Source organism: Roseibium sp., from assembly GCF_025698965.1.
Lineage (GTDB): Bacteria > Pseudomonadota > Alphaproteobacteria > Rhizobiales > Stappiaceae > Roseibium.
The window spans coordinates 1-21,432 of sequence record NZ_JAILWL010000043.1; the positions used below are offsets into that span (position 1 = coordinate 1).

The following is a 21,432-nucleotide window of genomic DNA, read 5'->3' on the forward strand; positions in this document are numbered from 1 at the left end:
GGTTCCAGCTGCAGACCAAGACCGATGGACAGGGAAATGGCAAAGATCACCATGTTGCGCCGGTTCCAGTTGACGTCGGACAACATTGAGATACCGGCTGCGACCACCATGCCGAACATCACGATAACACCGCCACCGAGAACCTCGATCGGTACCGTGCGGATGATGCTGCCGACCTTCGGGATCAGTCCGCAGATGATCAGGAAGATCGCCCCGAAAGTCACCACATGGCGGCTCATGACGCCGGTCATTGCGATCAGGCCGACATTCTGACTGAAGGAAGTGTTCGGAAAACCACCGAAGAAACCTGCGATTGCGCTGCCGACACCATCGGCATATGTGGCACCCTGGATTTCCTTGTCGGTTGCTTCGCGGCCCGCGCCACCCTTGGTGACACCGGAAACGTCGCCAACGGTTTCAACTGCCGAGACAAAAGCCATGAGGCAGAAGCCGATGATGGCGGCGGCCGAGAACTCGAAACCGTATTTGAACGGCTGCGGCAGTGCGAACGCGGCCGCGTTCGACCAGGAACCTGCAATGGCATCAAAGCTCAGGATGCCAGTCAGCAATGCGTAGATGTAACCGGCGATCAATCCCAGAAGCACAGCACCGACGGACAACATGCCTTTGGCGAAGAACTTCAATCCAAGCGTCACGACAATCACAAGCAGGGCCGCAGACCAGTTGAGCAGCGAACCGTATTCAGGCGTCCCGATGGCGGGCACGCCGCCCGCAGCATACTGAATGCCGACCTTGACCAGTGCCAGACCGATCATGGTCACGACCAGCCCGGTAACAAGCGGCGGCAGGGCAAAACGGATCTTGCCGATAAAAAGGCCCAGGGCCGCATGGAAAATGCCGCCGATGATCACGCCACCGAAAAGGGCGGCGAGGCCGTCCACGCCCTTACCAGCCACAATCGGGATCATGATCGGCAGGAACGCGAAGGACGTGCCCTGCACAATCGGCAGACCGGAGCCGACCGGTCCCAGCGTCATTGTCTGCAACAGGGTGGCGATCCCCGCAAACACCATGGACATCTGGATCAGATACAAAAGTTCGGGAAAGTCCGGCGAGTTCGAACCGAAGCCGAAACCGGCTGCGCCGGCCACGATGATGGCCGGTGTGACGTTGGACACGAACATTGCCAGTACGTGTTGAATGCCAAGGGGAATTGCCTTTGCCAAAGGCGGCGTATAGTTGGGATCGCGCAGCTGTTCTGGCGTCCCGATTGTTGAGCTATCCATAGTTACTCCTCTGAAGGTCAAGTGGACGTCCCCACCTCTTTTGGCGGGCAGGGATCATCCGGGAGTGGGGGTGCGTCTTATTCTTCGGCTGCCTCCACAATCCACGGGTCAGAGAACCAAAATTCCTCCAGATTGGTTCCTGTCCCGATACGGTCGACCACAGCAAACCGCCCCGCACTGTCGAGAGGGGCCAGCACGCCGTGCCAAATGCCGCGATGCAGATTGATTGATTGTCCCGGCTGACTGACGAAAGCCTTCAAGTTGACCGGTGTCCCGTTGTCGTCGTCAGCGACGACGACCAGCATCGGAACGCCATCAATCGGGATAAATGCCTGGCTGCCCTCGGGATGCCGCTCGACAAGTTCGACAGTGTAAGGCAGCGTTCGGGCCTTGGCCTCAAACAGGCTGATACCAGCCTGCCCGGTGCCGAAATCAAGTTTTGCGAGATCATGAAAGCGACCGCACATGCCCTGGTTTATGATTTTGTCGGGCGTGCCGGCGAGTTCGATGACGTCGCCGTAAGGGGCGAAACCTTCGGAAGTCAGAGGCTTCGCAGTCAAGGGCGAAGGAGCCTGCTGAGGCGACGAGGCTTGCCGCGATGAGGCCTGAGACGATTGGGACTCGGGTGATTGTGTCACGGCAGAAGGTCCTTCAGCCGATGATAGGCGATGCGCTCAACCTGTCGGCAGGCCTCATCGAATTCCGTTGCCCGATCGTTGTCGATCCGGCGGTGGAAAGCTGCCATGATCGAAGCCTTGTCATTGTCCCTGACGGCGATGATGAACGGAAAGCCATGCTTCTCCACATAGGCGTTGTTGAGCCGGGTAAAGGTCTCGCGTTCCTCATCTGTCAGAAGGTCCAGACCGGCGCTGGCCTGTTCCGACGTGCTTTCCGTTGTCAATCGTCCTGCCTGCGCCAGTTTTCCTGCAAGATCCGGGTGGGCTGTCAGGACACCCAGACGCTCAGCCTCACTTGCGGAGCGGAACATGCGGCACAACGCATTCAAAACCCCTGCGGCGCAATCATGAGCCGGCCCAAGTTCCAGGTCATGGGCCCGTTCGGCAATCCAGGGCGAGTGCTCGAAAATGCTGCCGAAGCGGTCAACGAATTCAGTCTTTGCCATTGCACTTGGGCGCAAGGTTTCTTCCGGTGAATGATTGGCTGCCCAATGTTCGGCGATTTCAATGCGCCTTGGACACCAGACGCCTTCATGCGCCTGAATATGGGCGATGAACTTCTGAAGAGCCGCGATCTTGCCGGGACGACCGATCAGACGGCAATGCAGGCCGACGGACATCATTTTCGGCGTATCCGACTGCCCTTCGGCATAAAGAACGTCGAAGGCGTTTTTCAGATAGTTGAAGAAATCATCACCATCACTCCAGCCCGGCGATACGGCAAAGCGCATGTCATTGGCTTCAAGCGTATAGGGAATGATCAGCTGGTCGCGGCCGTCGACATCCAGCCAATAAGGCAGGTCGTCATCATAGGTGTCGGAGATATAGTCAAATCCGCCTTCCTCTGCGACCAGGCGGACCGTGTTCTGCGAGCAGCGGCCGGTGTACCAGCCACGAGGGCGCTCTCCAACGACCTCGGTGTGAAGACGGATGGCTTCGTCGATGACCGCCTTTTCCTCTTCCGGGTCCATATCCTTGTGTTCGACCCATTTCAGACCATGGCTGGCGATTTCCCAACCGGCCTCTTTCATGGCTTCGACCTGCTCCGGATTGCGGGCAAGCGCAGACGCGACCCCATAGATCGTCAATGGAATGCCGGCGCGTGTGAACAGGCGATGCAGGCGCCAGAAGCCAGCGCGCGCGCCATATTCATAGAGGGATTCCATGTTCCAGTGACGCTGGCCCTGCCACTGCGCGGCACCTGGAATGTCGGAAAGAAAAGCCTCGGAGGCGGCGTCTCCATGCAGGACGCAGTTCTCACCGCCTTCCTCATAATTGAGGACAAATTGAACAGCGACCCTGGCGCCACCCGGCCACTTCGGATCGGGTGGGAATGGTCCATAGCCACGCAGATTACGAGGATAGCGATTCAAGACTGACCTCCTGTTTTTTCTTCTTATAAAGCAAAATAATGTTGATGACTTTCTTGCTTTTTCTGAAAGTGCTTTCGGATAACGGAATGTGCCATTTCGCGGCGCACCATATCATCATGCGTCCAATCGAGTTTTCAAGGGAGGGCCATATGGCCGGCTATCTGACGACACATGTTCTGGACACTGCGCACGGGTGTCCCGGCAAGGGCATCCGGATCGACCTATACGCGATTTCAGGTGAGCAGCGGACTTACATACGCAGTCTTGAGACCAATGACGACGGCCGTACGGACAGCCAAATCCTGCCGAAAGCGGAGTTCAAGACGGGTGCTTACGAACTGGTGTTCCATGTCGGGGCCTATTTCGAGGCGCTTGGCGTGACGGCAGACGGACCACGCTTTCTGGATGTCATCCCGCTGCGCTTCGGCATGTCCGAAGAGGCCCATTATCATGTGCCTCTGCTGGTTTCGCCGTTCAGTTACTCGACATATCGGGGTAGTTGATTGCGCTGACCTGATGCCGGACAAGCCTTAGCGAACAGATGCAACGCAATCGCCAGCAGCAGACCATTGCACTGCTATTGCGTTGTCAGTTTGGCCAGTCCTTTTGATATCCAGTCCTTTGACCATTCCCAACAGTTGCGCAGTGAAATCTTGGCTCGCTCCGGGCTGTCAGTGTTGCCTGTGAAGCGGTTCGATGGTTTCCGCGTCACACCTGTTTCGATTTTTGCTGCCCGTTCCGCCGCGCAATCGGACCTCCACCGACATCACACAACTGATCCAGGAACTCCTGCAATCCTTCCGCTGAGGCCAACTGTCTCATGTGCCTTTGAATGCCCGGGCCATAGATCTCCCACATCTCCTTTCGCAAGGCTGCGCCTTCAGGTGTGATGTGCAGAACCTTGCCGCGACGATCGGCTGCCAGGACGGTTTCACGGATTAGCCCCTTTGAAACCAGCTGTGCCAGCAGGCGCGACAGGTTGGACTGCTCGAAAAGCAACCAGTCTGTCAGCTCGTAAGCACGCACACCTTCGGTCCCGGACATTTCGACCCCCCAAAGCAGGTCGTAAACTCGAAGCGAAGGTAGGCCTTTCTCGCGCAGCTCAGTTTCCATGTTGCGATGGGCTTGCCGGTGGGCACGGTTCAGCATGATCCAGATATGGGTTTCTCGGTCGCTTGGTTTCATCGCCTTCAAGTTTCGGTGAGCGGGTGTCGGAGTGGTGTTTTCTACGTTCGCATTCTGATAGATGTCGTAGCATCTATCTTGGATGTGATGGATATCAAGATGTCACCCGACTTTAGGCAATCCGGCTTGACCATGAAAAGGAAAGATTTTCAGATGATCAGACTTGCCCCCCTATGCATCGCCGCGACCCTGTTGAGCACTCCTGCAGCCCTGGCGGCGACCTACAAAACCGACCAGGGCCATACAGAAGTTCAGTTCAGCTGGTCGCACGCTGGTGTTTCCACGCAAAACGGTGAGTTCACAACCGTTGAGGGGACGCTGGATATCGATCCAGAGCAGGTAGAGAAGGCCTCGCTGAACGTAACCATCAAAACCGACAGCCTGGCGACCGGCTTCAAGCCACTGGACGAGCATCTGTCCAGCGCGGATTTCTTCGAGGTCGAAACCTTTCCGGAGATCACTTTCGTCAGTACGAATGTCGAAAGAACCGGTGAAGACACCGCCAGGGTGACCGGCGACTTGACCATCCACGGTACGACCAAGCCCATCACACTGGATACCAAACTCACCCATATCGGGCCGCATCCGGTCGGTGCCAGCCTTGATTATTACAAAGGTGAGTGGATCGCGTTCGAAGCGACAACCACACTCGATCATATGGAGTTTGGGGTCGGTCCATTTTCGACCGGACCGATAACTATCCGAATTTCGACCGAAATGAGAGCTGAGTAACCGAGCCGTTCTAGTCACCCGACACTGAAGTTCAACTCATTTCTCAGCGCAATCTGAGCGAACTTGAGAAATAAAAATGTGACTAGCAAATGTCGCAGCTGAAGCGGTTTTGTCTGCAGGTGACACGCTTCTAGCGAACCGCAACCCTACCGCCCGGACATCTCCGCCAGCGCGCGATGGATATGGGCGACCATGAAATCTATGAAGAGCCGCACCTTCGGGTCCTGCCGCCGTCGGTGCGTGTAAAGACACGCCATCTGCACTGGAATTGGCGGCTCGTTTTCCAGAACAGGCACAAGCTGACCTGAGGCAAGATACTCGGCGACCTCGAAGACCGGCTTCAGCACAATTCCGTGCCCTTCAAGCGCCCAGCCGGTGAGAACGTCACCGTGATCGGATTCAAATGGCCCCGCCACAGCGACCCGCTTGACACCTTCGTCAGTCTGCAGAGGCCACTGGAATTCAGGCGCGCCGGGGTAGCGCATGTTCAGGCAATCGTGTTTTCCGGAGGAAAGATCCTCGATCCGTTCAGGCGCGCCTTTGCGGGCGATGTAGTCCGGCGATGCGCACAGGACACGGGAACAGTCGGCGATCTTGCGGATCTTGAGATTGGAATCTTCCGGCAAACCCAGAAAAAAAGCTGCATCCAGACCTTCACCGGTCAGGTCGACTTTCCGGTCCGACAACCGCAAGCGGATGTCAATCAGCGGGTTTGCTTCCTTGAATTGCGGAATGACCGGTGCGATCAGGCGTTGGCCCATACCGATCGGTGCGGCGACGAACAACGTGCCGCGCGGTGATAGCGTGACATTGCTGATTTCCGCTTCCGCCTCTTCCACTGCTTCAATGATCTTGGTCGCGCCGCGATAAAAAAGATTGCCGTGCTCGGTCGGGCTGAGAGCTCGCGTTGTGCGCTGAAACAGGCGTACGTTCAGGTGCTCTTCAAGCTGGGATACCCGGGCGGACGCCACTGCCGACGAGATCCGAAGGTCTCGTGCTGCGGCAGACATATTTCCCAGTTCATAAACACGCAGGAAAGTCCGAATATTTTCCAGATAAGCCATCGGGGTATTATTCTGATTTTTTTGAAACTGCTAGGATTATGCCGAGATACCAGAAAATTCAAAGATCGGCTAGGGTCTGCCGAGAATTCTGTTTCGGAGGGGAATCATGTTGGATATTGCCATCATCTGGGACTGGCTGGCATTTGCAGTCCGGTGGCTGCATGTCATCACTGCAATGGCGTGGATCGGATCGTCATTCTATTTCGTCGCGCTGGACCTGGGTTTGCGCAAGGTGCCGCATCTGCCTGTCGGTGCTCATGGCGAGGAATGGCAGGTTCACGGCGGTGGCTTCTACCACATCCAGAAATATCTGGTGGCGCCGGAAAACATGCCGGACCATCTGGTCTGGTTCAAATGGGAAAGCTACACGACCTGGCTGTCGGGTGCGGGCCTCCTGATGATCATCTACTGGGTCGGCGGTGAGCTTTACCTGATCGACCCGGAAAAGGCGGACCTGGCGCTGTGGCAGGGCATCCTGATCTCGGCCGCATCGCTCAGCATCGGCTGGCTGGTATACGACTTCCTGTGCAAGTCGAAACTCGGCGACAGCCCGACACTTCTGATGATCCTGCTGTTCGTCATGCTGGTCGCCATGGGATGGGGTTACAACGAGATCTTCACCGGTCGCGCAACGATGCTCCACCTGGGTGCGTTTACGGCAACGATCATGTCCGCCAATGTCTTCTTCATCATCATTCCGAACCAGAAGATCGTGGTTGCCGACCTCAAGGCCGGGCGGACACCGGATCCGAAATACGGCAAGATCGCCAAGCTGCGCTCGACCCACAACAACTACCTGACGCTGCCAGTCGTGTTCCTGATGCTGAGCAACCACTATCCGCTCGCATTCGCCAGCGAATACAACTGGGTGATTGCCGCGCTCGTGTTCCTGATGGGTGTCTCGATCCGGCATTACTTCAACACCAACCATGCCGGTGCCGGCAATCCGACCTGGACCTGGCTGGTAACCGCGATCCTGTTCGTTGCCATCATTCACCTCAGCATGGCACCGATGTGGAGCGAAGACAGTTACGATGTCGCCGAGACCCGTGAGCTGACGCCGGTGGAACAGGTCTACGCCAACGCCGACGGCATTGACGATGTCATGGCGATCGTTCCGGGTCGCTGCGCCATGTGCCATGCGCGCGAACCCTTCTATGAGGGTATCCACTGGGCACCAAAGGGCATCCTCCTGGAGACCAAGGCCGATGTCGCCCGCGCCGCACAGCAGATTTACCTGCAGGCCGGCGTGACCAACGCTATGCCGCCGGCAAATGTCTCCTTCATGGAAGAAGAGGAACGCCAGAAGGTCATCCAGTGGTACCGCAATGCCAAGAAGGAACTGCCCTTCGGTGTGGCCTTGAAGTAAGTCCAGAATCCAAGACCGGAAAAAGGCGCTCTCCTGCAAGGGAGGGCGCTTTTTTTGTTTGGCAGGTCTTCTCCCTTGTCATCCCTGTGTCCTCAGGGATCCTGTAACCACCTGCCGAGGTTGAGATACGTGAGAGCGTTAGCGGGTATTGGATCCCGGGTCTCCCTGCGCTGCAGCCGGGATGACAACCGAGCAGGACGGAAAAGAAATGGCCTGCGGAAGAGATGACCTAAAGGTGCTGCATCGCAGCTGCTCTTTCCCAAGTCGTGCCCCCATGCCGGGGAAACGATCGATGATTTATTTCCTACGGGCTCAACCGCCACCGACATCGGCGTTTTTGATGACGAAGTCGACGAAGTGCCGGATCTTGGGGTCCTGTAGGCGGCGGTGCGGATAGAGGCACCCGAAGATGGTTGGCGGGGGTGGCGTGTCCGTGAGGATTTCGACCAGATCACCATTTCTCAGGTATTTCGCGACATCGAAGCGGGGCTTGTTGACGATACCGAAGCCGGCCAGCGCCCAGTCGGTCAGAACATCGCTGTGATCGGCATCGAATTTTCCCGACACCTGAAGTTTGCGCGGCCCCTCTGCTGTTTGCAGCACCCAATAATACTCAGGCGAGTGCGGATAACGCAGAAGCAGACAATTGTGATCGTCGCTCATGAGATCGTCCGGCGTTTTCGGCGTGCCGTGTTTCTTCAGATAATCCGGCGAGGCACAGAGAACGCGCTGACAATCGGCGATCTTGCGAAGCTTCAGATTGGAGTCCAAAGGCGTGCCGATGAAAAACGCAAGGTCCAGACCGTCGGACATGAGATCTACCTTCCGGTCGGACAGACGCATATGCACTTCCGTTGCCGGAAACTGTTCCACGAAGCGCGGCACAAGCGGAGCGATGATCCTGCGCCCGGCGCCAAGTGGTGCGGTCACTCGGATCACTCCGCGCGGAGCGTCCGAAAAACTGGCAACCGCAGCTTCCGCATCCTCGATCGATTCCAGCGCTTTTACAGCATAATCATAGAAGACCTTGCCGACCTCTGTCGGCGTGAGCGAGCGGGTTGTCCGGTTGAACAGGCGCACTCCGAGGTGTTTTTCAAGCTCCTTTATGCGCTTGCTGGCAACCGCAGGCGTCAATCTCAGGTCCCGACCGCCAGAGGTTATGCTGCCAAGTTCAACCACACGCGTGAAGACTCGAAGGCTTTCCAGATAGGCCATCTCACGCACTCCCTCACATTGAAATTCACGTGTATTTGCAGCTCGTTACATCTGCGCTGCCAATAGTCGTCGCCCTACGCTCAATAGGGGCATAAATCGCAGTTTCGCACGGATGCTGCACCACCATTTTCAATAATATGTTGAAATAATTTCCGGATATACCGGATTTTTCGCGGCAGTCGCGGGCAGTACCGTCCCAATCGAGACGAGAAAGACCCGAGGACGCGATGAACCACCGTAACGAAATCCGGTTTCTGCTGAATGGCGCCGATGTGGCTGTAAAGGACGTTCCGGCCGACAGGACGCTGCTGGATTACATCCGGCTGGAGCGCCGTCTGACCGGAACCAAGGAAGGCTGCGCTGAAGGAGATTGCGGCGCCTGTACCGTTCTGGTCGGTCGATTGCATGGCGGTGTTCTCAAATACGAAACCGTCAATGCCTGCATCCGGTTTCTTGCTTCGCTTGACGGCTGTCACGTCGTCACAATCGAACATCTGAAGGGTGAAAACGGCGACCTGCATCCCATTCAGCAGTCCATGGTCGATTTTCATGGAAGCCAGTGCGGCTTCTGCACGCCTGGCTTCGTCATGTCGCTCTATGCGTTGTGGATGGAAAACCCGGAGCCGACTGAAACGGAAGTCGAGACGGCCATTCAGGGCAATCTGTGCCGTTGCACCGGGTATCAGCCGATCATTGCCGCGGCGATGGCCGCAAACCGTTACGGGACCCCGGCCAACGACTTTCTGGCCACCGAACGCGAGCAGATCGCGGAACACCTGAAGTCCCTCCAGGACGGTTGCCGCGTCGTCACCGGTCCGAAGGACAACCGCGCCATCGTTCCGGCCAATGTCGGCGATCTGGCGGAAGTATTGAGTGAGTTTCCGGAGGCAACAATTGTCGCCGGTTCGACCGATGTCGGTCTCTGGGTCACAAAATTCATGCGCCCCATCGGCCCGGCCGTCTTTATCGGTCACCTCGATGAGCTGAAGTCAATTCGGCTCACCGACTCCTCCCTGGAAATCGGAGCAGGTGTCACCTACTCCGAGGCCCAGGAAGCCATTCGCAAGGTGTTCCCGCATCTTGAAGCCTACTGGGACCGCATTGCCGGTCAGCAGGTGCGCAACATGGGAACCATTGGCGGCAACATTGCCAACGGTTCGCCCATTGGCGACACACCGCCAGTCCTGATCGCGCTCGATGCCACCATCACTCTGCGCAAGGGACAAACACAGCGCACATTGCCGCTGGAAGCCTTCTTCATCGAATATGGCAAGCAGGACCGTGCACCGGACGAATTTGTGGAAAGCATCACGGTACCGCGGCCTCGCCCCGGTCAACGTGATGCGGCCTACAAGATTTCCAAGCGGCGCGACGAGGACATCTCCTCTGTTGCGGCAGGCTTCAGCGTTACGATCGAAAACGGTATCATTTCCGACTGCCGCCTTGCCTTTGGCGGGCTGGCCGGCACACCCAAGCGCGCCGAGGCTGCCGAAGCCGCCTTGCGTGGCAGCAGCTGGAGTGCGGCGACCTTCGCCACCGCCGGCAAGGCCCTTGAAGCAGATTTCAGCCCACTGAGTGACTGGCGCGCCTCCGCACAGTACCGGAGCAGCGTCGCCCGCAATCTGCTGCAGCGTTTTTTCCTTTCCCACGACGACCAGACGGCTGAGCCGGTCGAACTGCTTTCCGCGTGACTGAGAGAGATCAATGAAACACGACGTCATCACTGAGACCGATCAGACAATCCGCGGTGCCGTACACACCGACCGTCGTCATGACAGCGCTGAAAAGCATGTCACCGGGCGGGCAGACTATTGCGACGACATCGCAGAACCCTACGGCACGCTGCATGCTTATCTCGGCGTGTCTACCGTCGCCCACGCCCGCATCAGGAACATCGACTATTCAGCCGTTCTTGCAGCGCCAGGTGTGGTCGGGGTTCTGACGGCGGAAGACGTACCCGGACACAACGACATCAGCCCGACAGGCCAGAATGACGAGCCCGTCTTTCCGGTCGAAAAAACTGAATTTCATGGTCAACCGCTCTTTGCCGTCGTTGCCGAAAGCCGCGACGCGGCACGCAGAGCTGCTGAACTTGCCAAGGTCGACTACGACGTCCTGACCCACGCGCTCGATCCCATCAGCGCCCAGGAAGCCGACTATCCGTTTGTCACCGCTCCGCTGAAACTGGAACGCGGCGATGCGAAATCCGCCCTTGCAACAGCCGAAAACCGGATCAAGGGCCGGATGCACATCGGTGGCCAGGATCACATGTACCTGGAAGGCCACATCGCCTTTGCCCTGCCTGGTGAAGACGACGACGTTGCCGTGCATTGTTCCACGCAGCACCCGAGCGAAGCACAGCATATGGTGGCGCATGTTCTGGGTGTGCCGTCCAACGCCGTAACCGTCAATGTCCGGCGCATGGGTGGTGGTTTCGGCGGCAAGGAAAGCCAGATGAACCTCTTCTGTGCCGTGGCCGCCATTGCTGCGAAGAAATGGAATCGCCCGGTCAAGATCCGCCCGGACCGCGATCAGGACATGACCGCAACCGGCAAGCGCCACGACTTCATTGTCGATTATGACGTTGCCTTTGACGGCGAAGGACGCATCCAGGGCGTTGACGGCAGCTTCGCAGCCCGCTGCGGCTACTCCTCGGATCTTTCCGGTCCGGTTACCGACCGTGCGCTCTTTCATGCCGACAACGCCTATTACTATCCGAACGTCCTGCTGCAAAGCCGACCGATGAAGACCAACACCGTGTCGAACACCGCGTTTCGGGGTTTCGGCGGCCCGCAGGGTGTCGTCGCGGCCGAGCGTATGATCGAAGAAATCGCGTATGCGCTTGGAAAGGATACGCTGGAAGTCCGCAAGGCCAATTTCTACGGCGACAAGACCGACGGTCGAAACCTGACCCCCTATCATCAGGAGGTCGAGGACAACATCCTGCCGCGCCTGATCAAGGAGCTGGAAGAAAACGCCGAGTATCAGGCGCGCCGCCAGGCAATCCTGGAACACAACAGAAATTCCAAAATCATTCGGAAGGGCATTGCCCTCACGCCGGTGAAGTTCGGCATCTCCTTCACCGCCACCTGGTACAATCAGGCCGGCGCTTTGATCCACATATACAATGACGGGTCCATCCACCTGAACCATGGCGGCACCGAGATGGGGCAAGGCCTCAACACCAAGGTTGCCCAGGTTGTCGCCGATGCGTTCCAGGTTGATTTCGAACGCATCAAGATTACGAAAACCACCACGGAAAAAGTTCCGAACACGTCCGCAACGGCTGCCTCATCCGGCACGGACCTCAACGGCATGGCAGCGCTGAATGCTGCTGATCAGTTGAAAGAACGGCTGATCGCATTTGCCGCCGAGCACTGGAACACAGCGCCGGACACCATCACTTTCCGCAATAACATGGTGCAGATCGGGAAGGACGCTATCCCCTTCAACGATCTCGTACGCCAGGCCTATCTGGCCCGCGTACACCTGTCTGCTGCGGGCTTTTATAAAACTCCGAAGATCCACTGGGACCGGGCCGCGGGCAAGGGGCGCCCCTTCTTCTACTATGCTTACGGCGCCTCGTGCTCGGAAGTTTCCGTCGACACGCTGACCGGGGAATACCGTGTAGAGCGCACCGACATCCTGCACGATGTCGGCAGGTCACTGAACCCGATCCTCGACAAGGGGCAGGTCGAGGGTGCCTTCATTCAGGGCATGGGCTGGTTGACCACCGAAGAACTGTGGTGGGACAACGCCGGCAGGCTGCGTACACACGCTCCGTCCACCTACAAGATCCCGCTTGCCTCCGATCGCCCGCGCGAATTCAACGTGTCGCTGGCTGAATGGTCTGTCAATCGCGAAAGAACCATCAAACGGTCAAAAGCCGTGGGCGAACCTCCGTTCATGCTCGGCATCTCCGTATTCGAAGCGTTGTCCATGGCTGTGGCCAGTGTTGCGGATTACCGCGAATGCCCCCGGATTGACGCTCCTGCAACACCTGAGCGGGTCCTGCTCGCCATCGAGCGCCTGAGAACGGACGCTTAAGACCATGAGCGCGCTCGTCACCCAGGCCACTGCATTCTTCGGCACGAAAAGTCCGGTCGTTCGTGTGGAACTGACCCGCGTCCGCGGTTCCTCTCCGCGCGAAGCCGGAACGGAAATGTTCGTGGCGGCAGCGGAACTGTGGGGCACGATCGGGGGCGGGCAGCTTGAACAGATCGCTGTCAACCGTGCACGCACCATGCTGAGCAATGGCACACTTGTCGAGACACTCGACCTGCCGCTCGGTCCGGAAATCGGCCAATGCTGCGGCGGCAGGGTGGAAATGCGGCTGTCTCGGATGAGCCGGAAGGACCGTAACAATGCCCTGGAGCGCTTGCACACCGATGTGTCGGAACAACCGCATGTCTTCATCATGGGCGCCGGTCACGTCGGGCGCGCCATCGCCAATCTGCTCCAGCATGCGCCGGTTCATTGCGTCCTGGTGGACATGCGTGAAGAGGAATTGGCGAAATGCACTGCGGATGTCGACAAGCGGCTGAGGGCGATCCCCGAAGTCGATGTCTACAACGCACCGGAAGGCAGCGCCTTTATTGTGCTGACCCACGATCATGGTCTCGACTTTCTGTTGACGACCGCCGCGCTTGAACTCGGTCACGCCGCCTATGTCGGCATGATCGGCTCGGCGACAAAGCGCGCCAAACTGCGGTCCTGGTGCCGCAGTCACTGCAACGGGCTTTCGATCGACAATCTCACATGTCCGATCGGCGCGACGTCAAGTCGCGACAAGAGACCCGAAATCATCGCCGCATTTGTGACCGCCGAAGTGCTGACCGCCCTGACCACGGGCGCCCAGGCACTTGGTGGTGAAAAGGAGGCTGTGCCGCTCGAAGCCGCACAGTGAACCAAAGGCCGCTCCACCGAACCGGGAGTACAGGTGGACTCTGCCGTCTTACATTGGAAAGGAGACCCGATATGCGGGTTGGGAGGTACGACTACAAACTGTTTTCGCGCGGGGATTTCAGTGCCTTTTGGGCATTGTTCACGGACAACCTCGTAAATCTCATGGTGCTGGCTGGGATCTGTCAGTTCGTCTTCCAGATGCCGGCGGATATCGTTTACGGCCGGATCATTCCGGGCGCCGCGATCGCCATTCTTGCCGGTGTCGCAATCTACGTGTTGCTGGCAAAACGTGCTGCAGCCGAACATGGGCGCGATGTGACGGCACTGCCCTACGGCATCTCGACGCCGGTCATGTTTGTCTATCTGTTCGGTGTGATCGGGCCGATCTACTGGTCCACCAATGATCCGGTTCTTGCCTGGCAGGTGGGTATCGGCGCTGGTTTCATGGGCGGTATCGTTGCCGGGCTCGGTGCGATTGTCGGTCCATGGCTGAAGAAGGTCACACCACGCGCCGGCATGCTCGGAACCCTTTGCGGCATCGCCCTCGTCTTCATAGGAACGGTTCCGCTGGCGACGGTCTTCGAAAATCCGTTTATCGGCTTTGCCTCGATGATCATCATCCTGTGGGGCCTGGTCGGTCGCTTCCGTCTGCCGTTCAACATTCCGGCCGGTTTGCTGGCCTTGATCGTCGGCACCGTGGTTGCTCTGGCAATCGGCCAGTCGTCGATCAGCTTCGAGGGAATCGGCTTTTATCCGCCACTTCCCTATTTTGGCGACCTGATTGCCGGTATCCAGCATCTCTTCGCCAACCCGGAACTGTTCCTCGTTCTGGTTCCGGTGCAGATCTACAACTTCATCGAAACGATGAACAACGTGGAAAGCGCCGAAGCTGCCGGTGATCACTATCCGGTCGCAACCTGCCAGATCACCGATGGTGCGGGCACGATGATCGGTGCACTGTTCGGCTCACCATTCCCGACCACCGCCTATATCGGACATCCGGCCTATAAGCGCATGGGCGCTCATTCAGGTTATGTGATCGGCGTTGGCCTCGTCATCCCGCTGGCCGCTTTCTTCGGGTTCCTGGCTTTCTTGAACAACCTGATCCCGATTGCGGCAGCAGCGCCAGTTCTGGTCTTTGTCGCGCTCAGCCTGATCACCAACACGGCCCATGCTGTGCGAACCGAACATATGGCTGCCGTCACCATCGCGATGATGCCGCATGTCTCCAGTTTCCTGGTAATCAAGTGGGGCTCGCTGATGGGAGCGCTCAACGCAACCGGAGCGGAAGGCGTGCTGCCACTCGGCAATCCTGAACTGACAGCAGCCTTGCTGCAGCAAGGTGCTCATTATGAAGGTCATCTGGCGCTCAGTCAGGGTGCCATTCTCACCGGCCTGATCTGGGGCGCCATTGTCGCTTGCGTCATCGATGGCAAATTCCGCAATGCGGGAGGGTTCGCATTCGCTGCCTTCGCAATGGCATCGATTGGCATCATTCACTCCGCCAGCCTGCACATGCCGGAATTCAGCGCTGTCAGTCTCGGCTACATGATCTCCGCTGCGTTCCTGTTCATCTACCCGATCTTCCATCGGGAAGAGGCAATCGTGCCGGAAGCCGAACACACTCTGGAACCTGACGCCAGCCCGGCCGAATAACCAACGAACTCAAATCATTCGGGGCGGACCTTCCGCCCCGAACTCTGTAAAACGGGATTTACTCCATGCAATCTGATCGCTTGCTGCTTCGCGGACGCATTCTCACCTTCACGTCCGAACCGCAATCGCCAAGTGACACGGCGTCTTATGATTATATTGAAGACGGCGCACTTCTTGTCGGGGACGGGAAAATCCTGGCACGTGGATCCTATTGCGACCTGGTCGCGCAGGCCGGGGACGCAGAAATCATCGATCACCGGCCACATCTTCTGACGGCCGGTTTCATCGACACGCACATACACTTTCCGCAGGTTCAGATCGTAGCCTCCTGGGGCGCACAGCTGCTCGACTGGCTCAACTCCTACACGTTTCCGGAAGAAACCCGCTTTGCCGATGGTGATCATGCGGCCGCCATGGCCTGCCGCTTTTTCGATCTTCTGATCAACCACGGCACAACGACTTCCGTCGCATTTTGCTCCGTGCACAAAGGGTCGGCCAACGCCTATTTCGAAGAAGCCGAACAGCGCAACATGCGTGTGATCGGTGGCAAGGTGATGATGGACCGGAACGCTCCGGACGGCTTACGCGACACGCCCCTGAGTGGCTATCACGACAGTAAGGAATTGATCGAAAAGTGGCATGGCCGGGGCCGTGCGCACTATGCGATCACTCCGAGATTTGCGATCACCTCGACACCGGATCAGATGGAAATGGCCGGAGCTCTCGTTGCCGAGCATCCGGACTGCTACGTTCAGACCCATCTTTCGGAAAACCGCAACGAGATCGCCTATACGCTGGAGCTCTATCCCAAGGCGAAAGATTATCTCGACGTCTATCAGAACTACGGACTGTTGAGCTCCAAAATGCTGCTCGGCCACTCCATTCACCTGGAGCCGCGTGAAATCGATGCCTTGGCGGAAACCGGAGCACGGCCGGTCTTTTGCCCGACGTCCAACCTTTTCCTCGGCAGCGGCCTTTTTGACGATGAAGGCCTCAGGGAGCGTGGAATTGTCAACGCAATTGCCACGGATATCGGCGCCGGCACCAGTTATTCGATGCTACAGACCCTGAACGAAGGCTACAAAATCCTGCAGCTTCAGGATCAGAAGCTGCATCCCTTGCGGGCCTTCCACTGGATTACGCGAGGGAACGCGGTCGCCCTGGGGCTTGAGGACAAGATCGGCACGCTTGATCCGGGAACGGAAGCAGACATTGTCGTCCTCGATGCCAGGGCAACCGACGCGATGGCGCTGCGGATGGATCGTGCCGATACGCTCAGCGAAGAGCTGTTCGTCTTGCAGATGCTGGGCGACGACAGGGCGATCAACGAAGTCTATGTCGCCGGACGGCCGCAAAAAGGTTAACCCCCGCCCGCATGGCTGGCGAGGGCTCTTGCATTTTTGAACGGCTATTGCGCTGGCTTGACCTTCTGGGTCTGTGTGCCCAGCTTGTCGATACTAAGTTGCATAATTTCACCGCCACGCAGGAATACCGGTGGTTTTTGCCCCATGCCGACACCCGGTGGTGTCCCTGTTGAAATGACATCGCCGGGCTGCAGGCTCATGAAGCGGCTGCAATAGCTGACAAGGAACGGCACCTTGTAGACCATTGTCGCGGTGGAACCGTTCTGAAAACGGTGTCCGTCGACTTCGAGCCACATGCCAAGCTGGTTGAAGTCGCCGACTTCTTCCTGAGTGACCAACCACGGCCCAAGCGGACCGAATGTGTCGTTGCCCTTGCCTTTGTCCCAGGTACCGGCCCGGTTCAACTGAAAGTCCCGCTCGGACACATCGTTGATGACGCAAAATCCAGCGACATGGCCCATTGCATCAGCTTCGTCGATATAGCGGCCACCTTTGCCGATCACGACACCGAGTTCCACTTCCCAGTCGGTCTTTTCGGAACCGCGCGGAATTTCGACATCATCGTCCGGGCCGACAATGGCGGATGTCCACTTACCGAAAATGACCGGCTCCGGCGGAATGTCCATTCCAGCTTCGGCCGCATGGTCGGCATAGTTCAGGCCGATGCAGATGAACTTGCCGACGTTGCCGACACAGGGGCCAAGACGGAGATTTTCTTGCGGCATGCCCTCAACCAGCGGCAGATCGGACGGATTGAGAGCTTGCAATTTCGCCAGCATTTCCGGTTGCAGGGTGTCGCCGGATATATCGGCAACATGACCGGACAGGTCACGCACCTGGCCGTTGTCGTCCAGCAATCCCGGCTTTTCCGCACCGGATGAACCATATCGCAACAACTTCATAAGCTTGGATCTTTCAAGTTAATACGGCCCGCCGGTCTCCCGCCGGACCGTTTCTGGTTGGTATCGATCAGTCGTAGAGGACTGCAGCAATTTCCGGATCGTCGATGTTTGACGCATCGTAATAGTAAAATCCGGTGTCGATCAATTTAGGTACTTCCTGACCTTTGACGGCAGCAACCGCGGCCTTGACGGTTTCATAACCGATGCCGACAGGGTTCTGGGTGATCGCACCGGCCATCAGACCGCTCTTGATTGCATCCTTCTGAGCCTTGCCCGAATCATAGCCGATTATGACCAGGTCATCCTTGCCCAGCTCCTGCACACCGTTGACCACACCGATCGCTGACCCTTCGTTGGTACCGAAGATGCCCTTGAGATCCGGATTGGCCGTCAGAATAGCCTTGGTCACTTCCGTCGATTTCAGGTGATCACCTTGTCCGTACTGAATGGTCACGATCTCGATGTCCGGATACTTTTCACCGATCCGATTGACGAAACCATCGCGGCGGTCGATGCCAGTGCGGCTGGTCTGATCGTGCGCAACAACTGCGACCTTGCCTTTGCCGCCCAGTTTTTCAGCCATCTTGTCGGCAGCCAAACCGGCTGCTGCGACATTGTCAGTCGTCGCAGTGGCAATCGGGATGTCGCTGTCGACACCGCTGTCAAAGGCGACGACCGGAATGCCGGCTTCCTGTGCCTGACGCAGCAGCGGAATGGCAGCCTGGCTGTCGAGCGCGGCAAAGCCCAGGGCGACCGGCTTGTTTGCCAGCGCTGCTGACAGCATGTCGATCTGGCGATCGACCATGGTCTCGTTGTCCGGTCCCTCAAAGGTGATGCGAACGCCTTCTTCGTCCGCTGCCTTTTCCGCGCCCAGTTTGACAGCTTGCCAGAACTGGTGCTGGAAGCCCTTGGAGACCAGCGGAATATACAATTCCTGGGCATATGAGCCCGCCGCGGGGACTGTCATCGCAAGCGCGCTGATTGCCCCGAGGATGAAACGACGTGAAAACATGAGTATTCCTCCTCTAGATAAGTTCAGTTATGTGCAATTTTCCGGGACTTTTTTTGTCCTCTTGCTTTTCGTCACCCAGCCTGTTTGCGCCGAACCATGTCGGCATAGACGGCCAGGATGATGATTGCTCCGGTCACGACCGTCTGCCATTCCTGCGCCACGGACAAAACGCGCAACCCGTTGGTCAGCACCGCCATGATCAGGGCTCCGATCAATGTGCCGAGAATTGTGCCCCGCCCGCCGGACAAGGAAGTGCCGCCAATGACGACGGCCGCGATGGCCTCGAGCTCATAGCCGAGACCGAGCGCAGGCTGAGCGGAATTCAGGCGTGAGGCGATGAGAATGCCGGCAATGCCGCATATGCCTCCGGCAAGTGCGTAGATACCCATCTTCCAGGCATCGGTATTGACGCCGGACAGACGCACTGCCTCCTCATTCGACCCCAGGGCGAAGGTATAGCGCCCAAGCACCGTCCGGCCGAGAATGTAAGCGACGCTCAGCGCGACAATGAAGAGAATGAGAACCCCATTGGGTACCGGCAGCGCCGGAAAAATCTCGCCGATCAGTGATCCGCGAGAGATCAGATCGAAACCCGGCGTGTCGTTGAAATAGATCGGCCTGGTCCCCGAAATGACCAGGGACAGACCTTTAAGGATCAACATCATGCCGAGCGTGGCTATGAAGGGTGGGATCTTCATTTTTGCGACAAAAGTACCCGAACACAGCCCACAAAAAGCTCCTGCCGCAATGGCGGCCAGAACTCCGAGCAACAGCGGCATACCGGCATAGGTCAGGACGACGCCGGCGATCACCGCACAGAACGTCATCAAGGTTCCGACCGACAGGTCGATACCGCCGGTGATGATCACGAGGGTGACCGCTACCGCGAGCACACCATTGACGGAAGTCGCCTGCAGGATCGCGATCATGTTCGAGGTCTGCATGAAGTTTGGCGATGCAATCGAAAACCCGATCAGCAAAGCCACCAGGGAAGCGAATGCCAGAAGTTTCTGGTGCGCTCCGGTGTCGATCAACCGCGACAGCAGATTGACCGGTTTCGTTTCCTGCGCAGTATTCACGCCATCCCCCCATCCGGTTGCATGGCCGCTTCACGATGCGTGGCCAGCTCCATGATCATTTCCTGAGTTGTGTCTTTGCCGCCGGGCAGTATTCCGGTCAGCCGGCCTTCACACATCACCGCGATGCGATGACTGAGGCGCATGATTTCCGGAAGTTCCGACGAGATCACGATTATTGTCTTGCCCTCGGCAGCAAGCTTCTCCAGCAGTTTGTAGATTTCCGACTTCGCCCCGACATCGATCCCGCGTGTCGGTTCGTCGAAAATCAGGATGTCGCAATCGCGCAGCAGCCACTTGGCGATAACCGCCTTCTGCTGGTTTCCTCCAGAGAGAAGGCGAACTTCCTGAGTGTCCGAGGGAGTTCGAATTCCGAGTTTGCGAATATAGTCCCGCGCGGTCTTGCGCATCTTGTCGTCATCGAGGACACCGCCCCAACCGGTAAACCTGTCCATGGACGCCAGCGCGATGTTGTCACGCACATTCATTCCGGTGGCGAGGCCGAAATGCTTGCGGTCTTCCGACAGGTATCCGATCCCGGCCCTGACGGCATCGGAGGGACGCGAAATCGCGACCTCCCGGCCATGGACCTGGATCACGCCGGTGTCTTTCGGGTCCGCACCGAAAATCGCGCGCGCGACCTCGGTTCGCCCGGCGCCCATAAGACCAGCGAATCCCAGGATCTCGCCCTTGCGGACAGAGAAACTGACATCGCGGATTTCCCTGCCCCGGTTCAGATCCGAGACTTGCAGCGAGATTTCCGCATCCGCAAGATCCGGCACGTCCAGCGGTTCTTCATGAACCTCTCGCCCGACCATCATGGCAATGATCTTGGAGATCGGCGTGTCGACGGCTCCAACAGTGGCGACATATTCACCGTCGCGCATCACGGTCACCCTGTCCGCAATCCGCTTCAGTTCATCCATTTTGTGACTGATATAGACGATGCCGACGCCCTCGGACTTCAGTCGATTGATGATCACGAAGAGCTCTGCAATCTCCGCATCGTTCAGGGCGGCCGTCGGCTCGTCCATGATCAGCACGCGCGAGCGGTAGGACAGAGCTTTTGCAATTTCGACCATCTGCTGCTTGGCGATGGTCAATCCGCCGACATTGGCCTTCGGATCGAGACTGAGATTCATCGAGGCAAAAATCTCGGTGGCACTCGCATTCAGCGCCGCCTCGTCCAGGCGTCCGAAGCTTTTTCGGGGTTCCCGTCCGATGAAAATGTTCTGGGCGACGGTCAGGTCATTCATCAGGCTGAGTTCCTGATGAATAATGCCGATGCCCTGATCCTGCGCATCTCGCGGGCTATCGAGGGAAACGCTCTTGCCATCGACCAGAAGCTCACCGCCGTCGCGCTGATAGATGCCGGCAAGGATCTTCATCAACGTGGACTTGCCAGCCCCGTTCTCGCCCATCAGGGCATGCACCTCACCGGGTTCCAGTTCGAACTGCACATTCTTGAGTGCATGAACGCCCGGGAAACGCTTTTCGATGCCGGTCATTTTGACGAGTGACGTCACATCCTCCCCCTGTGCCGCTGTCAGATCGTTACACCACCGTCGACCAGAAAGGCCTGTCCCGTCACGAAACAGCTCTCATCGGACAGGGCGTAGACAACCAATGGCGTAATATCGCCGACCTCGGCCAGC

At 57.8% G+C, this 21,432-nt stretch carries 18 protein-coding genes; 8 read left to right on the forward strand and 10 right to left on the reverse strand.

The features are described 5' to 3' along the window. From K5905_RS05555 to puuE, 3 genes are all read right to left on the reverse strand, one after another. A partial coding sequence (locus tag K5905_RS05555) for a nucleobase:cation symporter-2 family protein (protein WP_297581150.1) occupies nucleotides 1–1,247 on the reverse strand: 1,247 nt, incomplete at its 3' end. 77 nt (nucleotides 1,248–1,324) lie between these two features. Further along, nucleotides 1,325–1,807 carry an ureidoglycolate lyase gene (locus K5905_RS05560; protein WP_297581153.1) on the reverse strand — a complete coding sequence of 161 codons (483 nt, stop codon included), beginning with the start codon at nucleotides 1,805–1,807 and terminating at the stop codon, nucleotides 1,325–1,327. A gap of 74 nt (nucleotides 1,808–1,881) precedes the next feature. After that, nucleotides 1,882–3,297, reverse strand: a complete 1,416-nt coding sequence (gene puuE, locus K5905_RS05565; protein ID WP_297581155.1) for an allantoinase PuuE — start codon at nucleotides 3,295–3,297, stop codon at nucleotides 1,882–1,884. Between the two features lie 149 nt (nucleotides 3,298–3,446). Here puuE and uraH point away from each other — a divergent pair, with 149 nt between their 5' ends. After that, nucleotides 3,447–3,800, forward strand: coding sequence for a hydroxyisourate hydrolase (gene uraH / locus K5905_RS05570; protein ID WP_297581193.1), 354 nt, complete (start codon nucleotides 3,447–3,449; stop codon nucleotides 3,798–3,800). A gap of 205 nt (nucleotides 3,801–4,005) precedes the next feature. Here uraH and K5905_RS05575 read toward each other — a convergent pair whose 3' ends face one another. Continuing rightward, the gene (locus K5905_RS05575; protein WP_297581158.1) at nucleotides 4,006–4,482 is read right to left on the reverse strand and encodes a winged helix DNA-binding protein; all 477 of its coding nucleotides are present in this window, start codon (nucleotides 4,480–4,482) and stop codon (nucleotides 4,006–4,008) included. A 153-nt stretch (nucleotides 4,483–4,635) separates the two neighbouring features. On the opposite strand from K5905_RS05575, the gene K5905_RS05580 reads away from it, so the two are divergent. Then, nucleotides 4,636–5,214 carry a YceI family protein gene (locus K5905_RS05580; RefSeq protein ID WP_297581160.1) on the forward strand — a complete coding sequence of 193 codons (579 nt, stop codon included), beginning with the start codon at nucleotides 4,636–4,638 and terminating at the stop codon, nucleotides 5,212–5,214. 146 nt (nucleotides 5,215–5,360) lie between these two features. Here the strand turns inward: K5905_RS05580 and K5905_RS05585 are convergent, their stop codons facing one another. Then, nucleotides 5,361–6,278, reverse strand: coding sequence for a LysR family transcriptional regulator (locus K5905_RS05585; protein ID WP_297581163.1), 918 nt, complete (start codon nucleotides 6,276–6,278; stop codon nucleotides 5,361–5,363). A gap of 106 nt (nucleotides 6,279–6,384) precedes the next feature. Between K5905_RS05585 and K5905_RS05590 the strand changes: the two genes are divergently transcribed. Next, complete coding sequence (locus tag K5905_RS05590; RefSeq protein ID WP_297581166.1) at nucleotides 6,385–7,647, forward strand: urate hydroxylase PuuD; 1,263 nt, start codon at nucleotides 6,385–6,387, stop codon at nucleotides 7,645–7,647. A 312-nt stretch (nucleotides 7,648–7,959) separates the two neighbouring features. Here K5905_RS05590 and K5905_RS05595 read toward each other — a convergent pair whose 3' ends face one another. After that, the gene (locus K5905_RS05595; protein ID WP_297581168.1) at nucleotides 7,960–8,862 is read right to left on the reverse strand and encodes a LysR family transcriptional regulator; all 903 of its coding nucleotides are present in this window, start codon (nucleotides 8,860–8,862) and stop codon (nucleotides 7,960–7,962) included. Nucleotides 8,863–9,089: 227 nt separating this feature from the next. Here K5905_RS05595 and xdhA point away from each other — a divergent pair, with 227 nt between their 5' ends. From xdhA to guaD, 5 genes are all read left to right on the forward strand, one after another. After that, nucleotides 9,090–10,553 (forward strand): xanthine dehydrogenase small subunit, encoded by a 1,464-nt coding sequence (gene xdhA, locus K5905_RS05600; protein WP_297581171.1) that lies wholly within the window; start codon nucleotides 9,090–9,092, stop codon nucleotides 10,551–10,553. A gap of 13 nt (nucleotides 10,554–10,566) precedes the next feature. Beyond that, complete coding sequence (xdhB, locus tag K5905_RS05605; RefSeq protein WP_297581174.1) at nucleotides 10,567–12,909, forward strand: xanthine dehydrogenase molybdopterin binding subunit; 2,343 nt, start codon at nucleotides 10,567–10,569, stop codon at nucleotides 12,907–12,909. 4 nt (nucleotides 12,910–12,913) lie between these two features. Beyond that, complete coding sequence (xdhC, locus tag K5905_RS05610) at nucleotides 12,914–13,768, forward strand: xanthine dehydrogenase accessory protein XdhC (RefSeq protein WP_297581177.1); 855 nt, start codon at nucleotides 12,914–12,916, stop codon at nucleotides 13,766–13,768. A gap of 71 nt (nucleotides 13,769–13,839) precedes the next feature. Further along, entirely contained in the window at nucleotides 13,840–15,423 is a 1,584-nt protein-coding gene (locus K5905_RS05615) for a xanthine/uracil/vitamin C permease (RefSeq protein ID WP_297581179.1), read from the forward strand. 65 nt (nucleotides 15,424–15,488) lie between these two features. Beyond that, nucleotides 15,489–16,787 (forward strand): guanine deaminase, encoded by a 1,299-nt coding sequence (guaD, locus tag K5905_RS05620; protein ID WP_297581182.1) that lies wholly within the window; start codon nucleotides 15,489–15,491, stop codon nucleotides 16,785–16,787. Nucleotides 16,788–16,831: 44 nt separating this feature from the next. Here guaD and K5905_RS05625 read toward each other — a convergent pair whose 3' ends face one another. The 4 genes from K5905_RS05625 to K5905_RS05640 all read right to left on the reverse strand — a co-directional run bounded on the left by K5905_RS05625 (nucleotide 16,832) and on the right by K5905_RS05640 (nucleotide 21,303). Next, nucleotides 16,832–17,689: a fumarylacetoacetate hydrolase family protein gene (locus K5905_RS05625; protein ID WP_297581185.1), complete on the reverse strand. Its 858-nt coding sequence runs from the start codon at nucleotides 17,687–17,689 to the stop codon at nucleotides 16,832–16,834. A gap of 67 nt (nucleotides 17,690–17,756) precedes the next feature. After that, the gene (locus K5905_RS05630) at nucleotides 17,757–18,701 is read right to left on the reverse strand and encodes an ABC transporter substrate-binding protein (protein ID WP_297581188.1); all 945 of its coding nucleotides are present in this window, start codon (nucleotides 18,699–18,701) and stop codon (nucleotides 17,757–17,759) included. A 71-nt stretch (nucleotides 18,702–18,772) separates the two neighbouring features. After that, nucleotides 18,773–19,780, reverse strand: coding sequence for an ABC transporter permease (locus K5905_RS05635; protein WP_297581191.1), 1,008 nt, complete (start codon nucleotides 19,778–19,780; stop codon nucleotides 18,773–18,775). After that, entirely contained in the window at nucleotides 19,777–21,303 is a 1,527-nt protein-coding gene (locus K5905_RS05640; RefSeq protein WP_367186910.1) for a sugar ABC transporter ATP-binding protein, read from the reverse strand. The genes K5905_RS05635 and K5905_RS05640 overlap by 4 nt, the downstream gene beginning before the upstream one ends. Nucleotides 21,304–21,432: the final 129 nt, after the last annotated feature.